Raw genomic sequence first — 7,481 nt, forward strand, 5'->3', positions numbered from 1 at the left:
GCAGAACTGTAGCAGTTGATTTCCGCGTCCATCCGGATCTCGACGAACTCCGGCTTCTTCCAGTCACTCATATTTGAACTCCTGCAAACTCCCCGAAGAATTTTTACACTATGCGCTTTACCGGAGGCAACATGTCTCTACATTATGGAGACCCGCTGAACATCGGCGCCAGCGGAATCTTTATTCCCGCATACAGAGCCCGGCGCGGGCCATACGACGGCGAAAAAACCCCGATCCCGCTGCCGTTGCGAATCTGATACGTGTGATCGAAGACGTTGATCATGCTGAGCCGCCCCTCGACGTTGCCGATCCTCCGCAACCGGATGCTCCGCACTATTCCCGCGTTGAACTGGATTATCGGTGGCAGCTCGCCACTGTTCGCGAAACCGCGCCGATAACCGCTGCCCCAAATCCCGTCCGCCGTCAGCAGGAATCCCCATAGCTGGTATGACGCGCCGCCCGATCCGACGAACATCTGATCGTCGTCGAGCGTGACCCAATGGTTCGTGATGTAACTGATTTCAGCGGCGCTGTCGGCAAGGAACGCACCCGCGCTGATATATTTGGCTTGCAGCACCGCGTAGGAAAAATTGAGGTACGCTGACAGGCCGTAGCGCTCGTAGGTCAAGCTGAAGTCCGACCCCCATCCGCGGCTTTCGCGATAGTTAAGCGGCGCGGTCACGACAGTACCCGCAAGTTGCGCGAGATCGAGCTGGTCGTGGCCAATCTTGTAGAAGCCATCGACCCCAACGTTTAGGCCCTCGGCGACGCGCTGCCGGATGCCGGCGTCGAAGTAGTCGTCACGCTCCGCCTCGATCTTGTCGTTGCCGCTGTTGACCGGTGCCGCGTTGGTCGTGTTGGCGAATTTCTCGACCGTCTCGAGCGCGACCTGGTCGAACGGCGGCACCTTGAAGTAGCGCGCATAGCCCGCGTGTAGCGTGGTGGTGCGCGTCAGCGCGTATTCCAATGCGAGCCGCGGGCTCCACTGATTCTGCGTCACGAACGCGCTCATCCAGTCCCATCGCAGGCCGAAGTTAATCGTCAGCTTCGGGAGCGGACGCCATTCGTCCTGCGCATAGACTCCCAGCAGCCACGCGATTTGATTGTTGTCGTCGACGATCGAAATCGGCGTCGTGCCGCTCTGCACGCCGCTAGTCGCGGGAAACGTCTGCGCATGATCGTCAAGCTCGATCGCCTCGCCGCTCATGTAGAATCCCGCGCGCAGCGTGTGATGCGAATCGAGCTGGTAGCTGGTGTCTTCCTGCATTCCGTTGACGAACCCGGTGCGCAGAATCGTCGCCGCGACGCCGTTGTAGATGAGGTCGCCGATCGGATCCGGATTGAACTTCAGTTCGTAGTAGCGGCTGAATGCCGCCGCCTGGTAGTTGATGTTCCCGCCAACCGTGCCCTGCAGCGCAACGACGCCGTAGTAGTTCTGCTCGAGCTCGCTTTCCTTGACCTCCGACGAGGGATAATTCGGCACGCCCGCGAGCGTGAACTGCTGCGCGAGTCCCGGCTCGGGCGGAACCTCGAATGAGTTCACCGCGGTGCCCGTCATCATCGACAACCGCGTGTCGGAGTTCACGAGATAGGACAGGTATGCGAATCCCTGGCCCTGCTCGGTGTGATCGTGGTTGGGATCGGGGCTGTCGTCGGGCGCCTGAAGCCCTAGATTGTCGCGCAGGTAAAAGCCGCCCACATAATAGCTGAACCGCCCCCTGCATCCGCCGATCTCGAAACTCGGCTCGAGCGTGTCGCGCTGACCGCCGTAGATCTCGACATTGTCATTATCCGCGCCGCCATCGACGCATCCGTCCTTGGTGTGGATATCGACGATGCCCTCGTTGCGAAATCCGATTTCCGCAGGCAGCACGCCGGTCAGCAGCGTTAGGCTGCGCACGAAGCGCGGGCTGAAAATCTCGCCGAAGCTGGTCACCGCCTGCGGGATGAACACGTCGTTGATTCGGTACTGGATGCCGCCGCCGTTCTCGCCGTGTATGTGAATTTGATCCTGACCCTGGCCATAGGAGTCCTGGCTCACGCCCGGCGCCTGCTGCAGCACCTGCGCGAGCGGAGAGTTCTGTCCCTCCGGCAGCCGATGAATCGCCTGCTGATCGAAACGATAAGCGGTGCTGCCGATCTCGGTGGACAAATCGTTGCGCGCGCGATCAAGCCGCGCGGTCGCCACTTGCAGCGTTAGCGCCTCCTTCGCTTCCATCGTCATGACCAGCATCTCGCGCCGTTCTTTGGAACTCACCACGACGGTCTGAAGCGTTTGCTTGAACCCTTGCTTGCTAGCGATGACGGTGTAGCTCCCGGGCGCGACTGACTTGAAGCGAAACGCTCCCACCGAATCGGTGCGCGAGCGCGCAATCACTTGGCCTCCCTTTTCCAGCCGTACATCGGCGTCCGCGATCGGTCGCCCCAGTGCATCCTTGATCGCACCGCTCAATTCCGGCGGCCGCGCTGCGCCGCTACTGGCGTCGCTTGCAAAGCACTCCTTGACCGGAAAAAAAATCGCGAGCGCAACTAAAAATGAGGACGACACAGACGAAACCTCGAGGGGGTTCAATCGCCTCGCCCAGCGAATTAACACTTGCTCCCAAATTCAGCCTCACCTTCCCGCCAGGCAGACAACCTCCAGACTGCCCGGACCTGTGACACAGTTGAATACCGTGCGGGGTTTGGCAAACATTCAAGAGTACAGTCGCAGTTGAGCTCTCGGGTGTTGAGGAAGGAAACCTTGATGTCAGGCCTGTTTGAAGAGACAGATCGGCTCGTGAGAATTCCGATGCCAGATGGCGAAATGTACTACCTGAGTGATCTCGAACTCGGGTGCGATCCCGATTCAGCTTTGCGTCAGCTCATCGCCGACATACCTTGGCGACAAGACAATATTTTCGTTTGGGGCAAAATGTATTCGCAGCCGCGCTTGGTCGCCTGGTACGGAGATCCAGGCAGCGACTACACCTATTCCGGTATCAGACTAATCCCACTTCCCTGGACCGAGCTGTTGCTTGAGATCAGAAGGCGGGTCGAGACCGTGACGGCGGCGTCTTTCAACGGCGTGCTGCTGAACTACTACCGCGACAATCGAGATAGCATGGGATTCCATAGCGACGATGAACCAGAGCTAGGCGAGAGACCCATAATCGCATCGCTAAGTCTGGGTGAGGAGCGGACGTTCGTCCTGAAGCACAAAGCTAACAAGCTGGCCAAGCCTGTCCATCTGAGGCTTGCGTCCGGGAGCTTATTACTGATGAAAGGTGAGACGCAGCGATATTGGAAGCATGGGATCTTGAAGGAGACGCGTCCGTGCGGGCCGCGGGTGAACCTGACGTTTCGCCGCATCGCTTTATAGGAGAGCTTTACAAAGCAATTGCGTGGACCGCATCGCATACGATGCAAGCTAACCTAACTGCTGACGAACCTAGCGACTTAGTCCGGCGTTGGTCGGGGCCACTGATGCCGTCCCACAACATGCTGTTGCATACATCATACTTCATACTTCGGAACTTTATGAACCAGGAAGCTTCGCCTTCTGCTTGGCGCGGAACCCGCGGAATCTGCATACTTGGCAATTGCGCACGTGATCGGGGCATACTAGGGTTTTGAGAAATCGTGTCGCCGCGCAAGCGCGGACTCCAGGAGAGCAAAAAAATGGGACGGAAGGTATACGTCGTCGGCGTCGGGATGACCAAGTTCGAGAAGCCGGGTTCGCGGGCTTGGGACTATCCCGACATGGCGAAGGAGTCCGGGAGCAAGGCTCTGCAGGACGCCGGGATCGCCTACGAAAACGTCGAGCAGGCGGTGGTCGGCTACTGCTATGGAGAATCGACTTGCGGTGAGCGCGCGCTCTACGGACTCGGGATGACCGGTATCCCAATCTACAACGTCAACAACAACTGCTCGACCGGATCGACCGCGCTGTTCATGGCCAAGCAATTCATCGAGGGCGGCATCGCGGACTGCGTGATGGCGCTCGGCTTCGAGAAGATGGAGAAGGGCTCGCTCGGCGCCAAGTACACGGACCGCATCAATCCGATGGACAAGCACGTTCAGCTGATGGCCGACCTGCGCGGCTTTGCACCGGCGCCGCCGGCGGCGCAGATGTTTGGCAACGCCGGGCGCGAGCACATGGAGCGCTACGGCACGACTGCGTTGCAGTTCGCAAAAATCGGATGGAAGAACCACAAGCATTCCGTGAACAACCCGTACTCGCAGTTCCAGGATGAGTACTCACTCGAAGGAATTCTCAGCGCGCCGATGGTGTATGAGCCGCTCACCAAGCTTCAGTGCTGCCCGACCTCCGACGGCTCGGGTGCAGCAATTCTGGCGAGTGCCGACTTCGTCAAGAAGCCTGGCCTCGAGAACGGCCTGAGAACGTCGACGTGGTCGAACTCCACGACTGCTTCTCGTGCAACGAACTGATCACTTATGAGGCGCTGGGGCTATGTCCCGAGGGCAAGGGCGGTGAATTTGTCGACGCGGGCGCCAATACTTATGGTGGCAAGGTGGTCGTGAATCCATCGGGCGGGCTGATTTCGAAGGGCCATCCCCTAGGCGCAACAGGCCTGGCGCAGTGCGCAGAACTCAACTGGCAATTGCGGAGCGAAGCGGACAAGCGGCAGGTATTGGGCGCCAAGGTCGCCCTCCAGCACAATCTCGGGCTTGGGGGAGCCGCGGTCGTCACGATGTATCGTCGCGCAAATTTTGCCTGAGTTTCGCGGCCTGGGCTCAGCGCACATGGACAGATTCCTCAGTCGTGACGAGTTCACAGTCTTCATCTCCTTCGGCAAGCCAGAGCCTCCGCCGGCCTCTTGGCGTATCCCTCTCGTTGGACACGCTGACTCCTGCAGATTCGGTTTCCTGTCCGCGATCGATCCTTCGCGCGATACCTTCGACGGTGACGAGTGCGCGTGACGCTCGCGCCCAATCTATCGATCCTTCGAGACCGGCTGCGCGTGCTGCCGCATGCAGCGAGCGTATGTCGGGACGCCCCTGTTCATATGGATCGGAATCCGACTCCACGAAGATGCGGCCGTCGGCGAGTGCCGCAAGCGCCACCGGCTGGTAAACAATTTCGACCCGCTCCGAGCGCCCGACCATGCGAAACAATCTGTCTACTGAATCAGGAGCGAGCCGGATGCATCCATGCGAGCCGAAGTGGAAGATGCTCACGGGATGATTGGTGCCGTGAATCCCGATGCCCCCGTGATCCAGTCCAATCCAGTGTTTGCCGAGCGGATTGGCAGGCCCGGGCTTTACCTGCGCCGAAATGGGGAGCCCTTCGTCCTCCATTTCGGCGCGGATCGCGGGAGGAACATGCCAGGTCGGATTCAGCGAAAGCGAGGCGACACGGTAGCTGCCAAGCGGCGTCGGCCAATCGGGACGCCCGACCGTGATGGGCCAAGCCCCGGCGAGATGGCCTTCTCGGAACACGAACAGCATGCGCTGCGGGACGTTGATCACCACGCCTTGATCGATCGCCGCAGCCGCCACGTGGCGATTATCGATCGCGATCGTGTTGCCCGGTTCCGGTTCACTGCCGTCCGGGAACAGCGTCATCGCAGGTTCTCCAAAGCGCGCCGCGATGGACTCCGAGGTATCGTTCTCACTTACTTGATAGGCGAGGAGCGCGCCCGAGATCTCGTGACGCACGGGAATCAATTTCGGGTCGGGCGCGCCCTGCGCCCATGCGGCTCCGGCCCTCGCACCGAAAGCGACGAGTACGAGGACCAGCGCGGCTGCCCGGAGATTTTGCAAGCTCAAGAGCATCATCTGGCGGACAGCCGGCGTAAGTTGAATGCACTGCCGGAGTGCCGACGCACTTCCAAGCCTGATCCATTTCAGGAAGGACAGCTCGATGCGATTCGAGTTTCTGGCGGTTTTTTCGCGCTCCTCGTAGGTCTCTTGTTTGATGCGTTGGGTTGCCCTTTGACCTGCTCTACTTTCAAAAATGATCGCAGCACGTTCCCGAATCGCTCGAGCGACAGGGGCTTCGAAACGTAGTAGTGGGCGCCGGTGGTGCGCGCCCGTTTCTCGTTGCCGTCGCTTTGGTTGGCGGCGACGTATAGCAGAGACGGGCCGGGGAGGTGTTTGCGAATCTGCGCTAGCAGCCAGCCGCGATCATTTTCTTCGATCGCCTGATCGTCGAGTATAACGAGCCGCACGTTTGGCTGAGAGAACGCCTCGCGATTCATGAACCCGTTGGCGCCCTGCCGGACCAGCTTCCAGGGCCGCTTAACGATTCCGCGTACGAGATCTGCCAGCGCTTCGTCATCGGACAGCAGCAGTAAAGTCGGCGATAGGCGTATTTCTTCCAAAATCGATGTTCTCTTTTGTTTGATCATCGCGTTGGCTCGACTGGTACTGGAGGGCTGCCGCCGTCTTTCTCCACAATAAAGCAGCAATTGTGCCAAGCGATTCTGCTTTTGGAACAACACTAGGAGAGCGAAAGGATGCACTCCGCCTCTCAATGTCTCCATCGGACACAGGTGCGAAAGCGAAGACTCGCGCTCTAGTGCTCGATCAGCTCCAGACAACGCGGCCACAATCTGTAAAGCCAGTCCCAGAGCGAGGTGGCCGGCTTGTGCCGAGCGCCTTAGTGCGCTACTCCCGCAAATTGGTCAAGGAGATCTGCAATGAGCGAAACGAGCGAAGCGATGCGGAAGGAGACCCGCGAGTTCAAGACTATCAGGGTCGAGGTCGAGGGACCTCTCGGGAGACTCGTCCTGAACCGGCCCGAGCGGCTCAATGCGGTCAACGCGACGGTGCTTCAGGAGCTTGCCGAGGCGGCGCGATGGTTCGACGCGCATCGCGAGCTTCGAGTGGTGGTCGTAAGCGGCGCGGGGCGGGCGTTTTGCGCGGGCGCCGATCTGAAGGATTCGCCCGCGGGCGAGGGTTTCGCACGTTCGGGCAAGAGCTGGCTCTACCGGCGCGAGGTCGGGCAGTATGGGCTTCGCGCGGCGGATGCACTCGAGCAGATGCGCGCGGTCACAATCGCGCAGGTCCACGGCCACGCGGTCGGCGGCGGCCTCGTGCTGACCGCGGTGTGCGATCTGCGGGTCGCGGCCGAGGACACGGTCTTTTTCATTCCGGAGGTCGATATCGGGCTTCCGCTCGCGTGGGGCGGAATTCCCAGGCTGGTGCGCGAGATCGGCCCCGCGATGACCAAGGAGCTCGTCATGACGTGCAGGCGCTTCAGCGCCGCCGAAGCGAAGGCGATGGGATTCCTCAACCGCGTCGTTGCGCCCTCGCAGCTCGAGTCCGAGGTCAACCAGCTTGCCGCCGATCTGATTGCGAAGCCATCGGTTCCACTCGTCGTCACCAAGGATCACGCGCTGACGACGCTCTCCTGAAGCTCGAAGTTTGCGGAATCTGCGGCAGTGACTACGAGCAATACGAAGGCGGCATCGCAATCTCGTCACCGGTAATCCCCGGGCACGAACCGCTGGGCATCATCGAAAAGATTGGCGCGA

At 60.1% G+C, this 7,481-nt stretch carries 7 protein-coding genes and 1 pseudogene; 4 read left to right on the forward strand and 4 right to left on the reverse strand.

Annotated features, from left to right (window positions below; translation table 11 throughout):
• Together pqqA and VJX68_RS15970 are read right to left on the reverse strand one after the other, a co-directional pair.
• On the reverse strand, positions 1–71 hold a 71-nt coding region (pqqA, locus tag VJX68_RS19385; RefSeq protein WP_414643493.1), incomplete at its 3' end, for a pyrroloquinoline quinone precursor peptide PqqA.
• Positions 72–142: 71 nt separating this feature from the next.
• Positions 143–2,548: a TonB-dependent receptor gene (locus VJX68_RS15970; RefSeq protein WP_324096713.1), complete on the reverse strand. Its 2,406-nt coding sequence runs from the start codon at positions 2,546–2,548 to the stop codon at positions 143–145.
• Between the two features lie 198 nt (positions 2,549–2,746).
• Here VJX68_RS15970 and VJX68_RS15975 point away from each other — a divergent pair, with 198 nt between their 5' ends.
• Both VJX68_RS15975 and VJX68_RS15980 read left to right on the forward strand, forming a co-directional pair.
• A complete protein-coding gene (locus VJX68_RS15975) occupies positions 2,747–3,361 on the forward strand; it encodes an alpha-ketoglutarate-dependent dioxygenase AlkB family protein (protein WP_324096714.1) in 615 nt (204 codons plus the stop codon).
• Positions 3,362–3,660: 299 nt separating this feature from the next.
• Positions 3,661–4,721, forward strand: a pseudogene (locus VJX68_RS15980) (thiolase C-terminal domain-containing protein).
• Positions 4,722–4,737: 16 nt separating this feature from the next.
• Here VJX68_RS15980 and VJX68_RS15990 read toward each other — a convergent pair.
• Both VJX68_RS15990 and VJX68_RS15995 read right to left on the reverse strand, forming a co-directional pair.
• Positions 4,738–5,781 (reverse strand): L,D-transpeptidase family protein, encoded by a 1,044-nt coding sequence (locus VJX68_RS15990; protein WP_324096717.1) that lies wholly within the window; start codon positions 5,779–5,781, stop codon positions 4,738–4,740.
• A gap of 68 nt (positions 5,782–5,849) precedes the next feature.
• The gene (locus VJX68_RS15995; RefSeq protein ID WP_324096718.1) at positions 5,850–6,422 is read right to left on the reverse strand and encodes a response regulator; all 573 of its coding nucleotides are present in this window, start codon (positions 6,420–6,422) and stop codon (positions 5,850–5,852) included.
• Between the two features lie 222 nt (positions 6,423–6,644).
• Between VJX68_RS15995 and VJX68_RS16000 the strand changes: the two genes are divergently transcribed.
• The gene (locus VJX68_RS16000) at positions 6,645–7,361 is read left to right on the forward strand and encodes an enoyl-CoA hydratase/isomerase family protein (protein WP_324096719.1); all 717 of its coding nucleotides are present in this window, start codon (positions 6,645–6,647) and stop codon (positions 7,359–7,361) included.
• Between the two features lie 17 nt (positions 7,362–7,378).
• Positions 7,379–7,481 (forward strand): alcohol dehydrogenase catalytic domain-containing protein (locus VJX68_RS19180; RefSeq protein WP_349255930.1); only part of this gene is annotated, 103 nt, incomplete at its 3' end.

The sequence above is a fragment of the Binatus sp. (SeqCode) genome, from assembly GCF_035272065.1.
Lineage (GTDB): Bacteria > Desulfobacterota > Binatia > Binatales > Binataceae > Binatus.

What these genes read in the sequence shown, in the direction of transcription:
- VJX68_RS15975 (WP_324096714.1), top strand. Translation starts at nt 2,747, where the DNA reads ATGTCAGGCCTGTTTGAAGAGACAGATCGGCTCGTGAGAATTCCGATG.
- VJX68_RS15990 (WP_324096717.1), bottom strand. Translation starts at nt 5,781, where the DNA reads ATGATGCTCTTGAGCTTGCAAAATCTCCGGGCAGCCGCGCTGGTCCTC.
- VJX68_RS16000 (WP_324096719.1), top strand. Translation starts at nt 6,645, where the DNA reads ATGAGCGAAACGAGCGAAGCGATGCGGAAGGAGACCCGCGAGTTCAAG.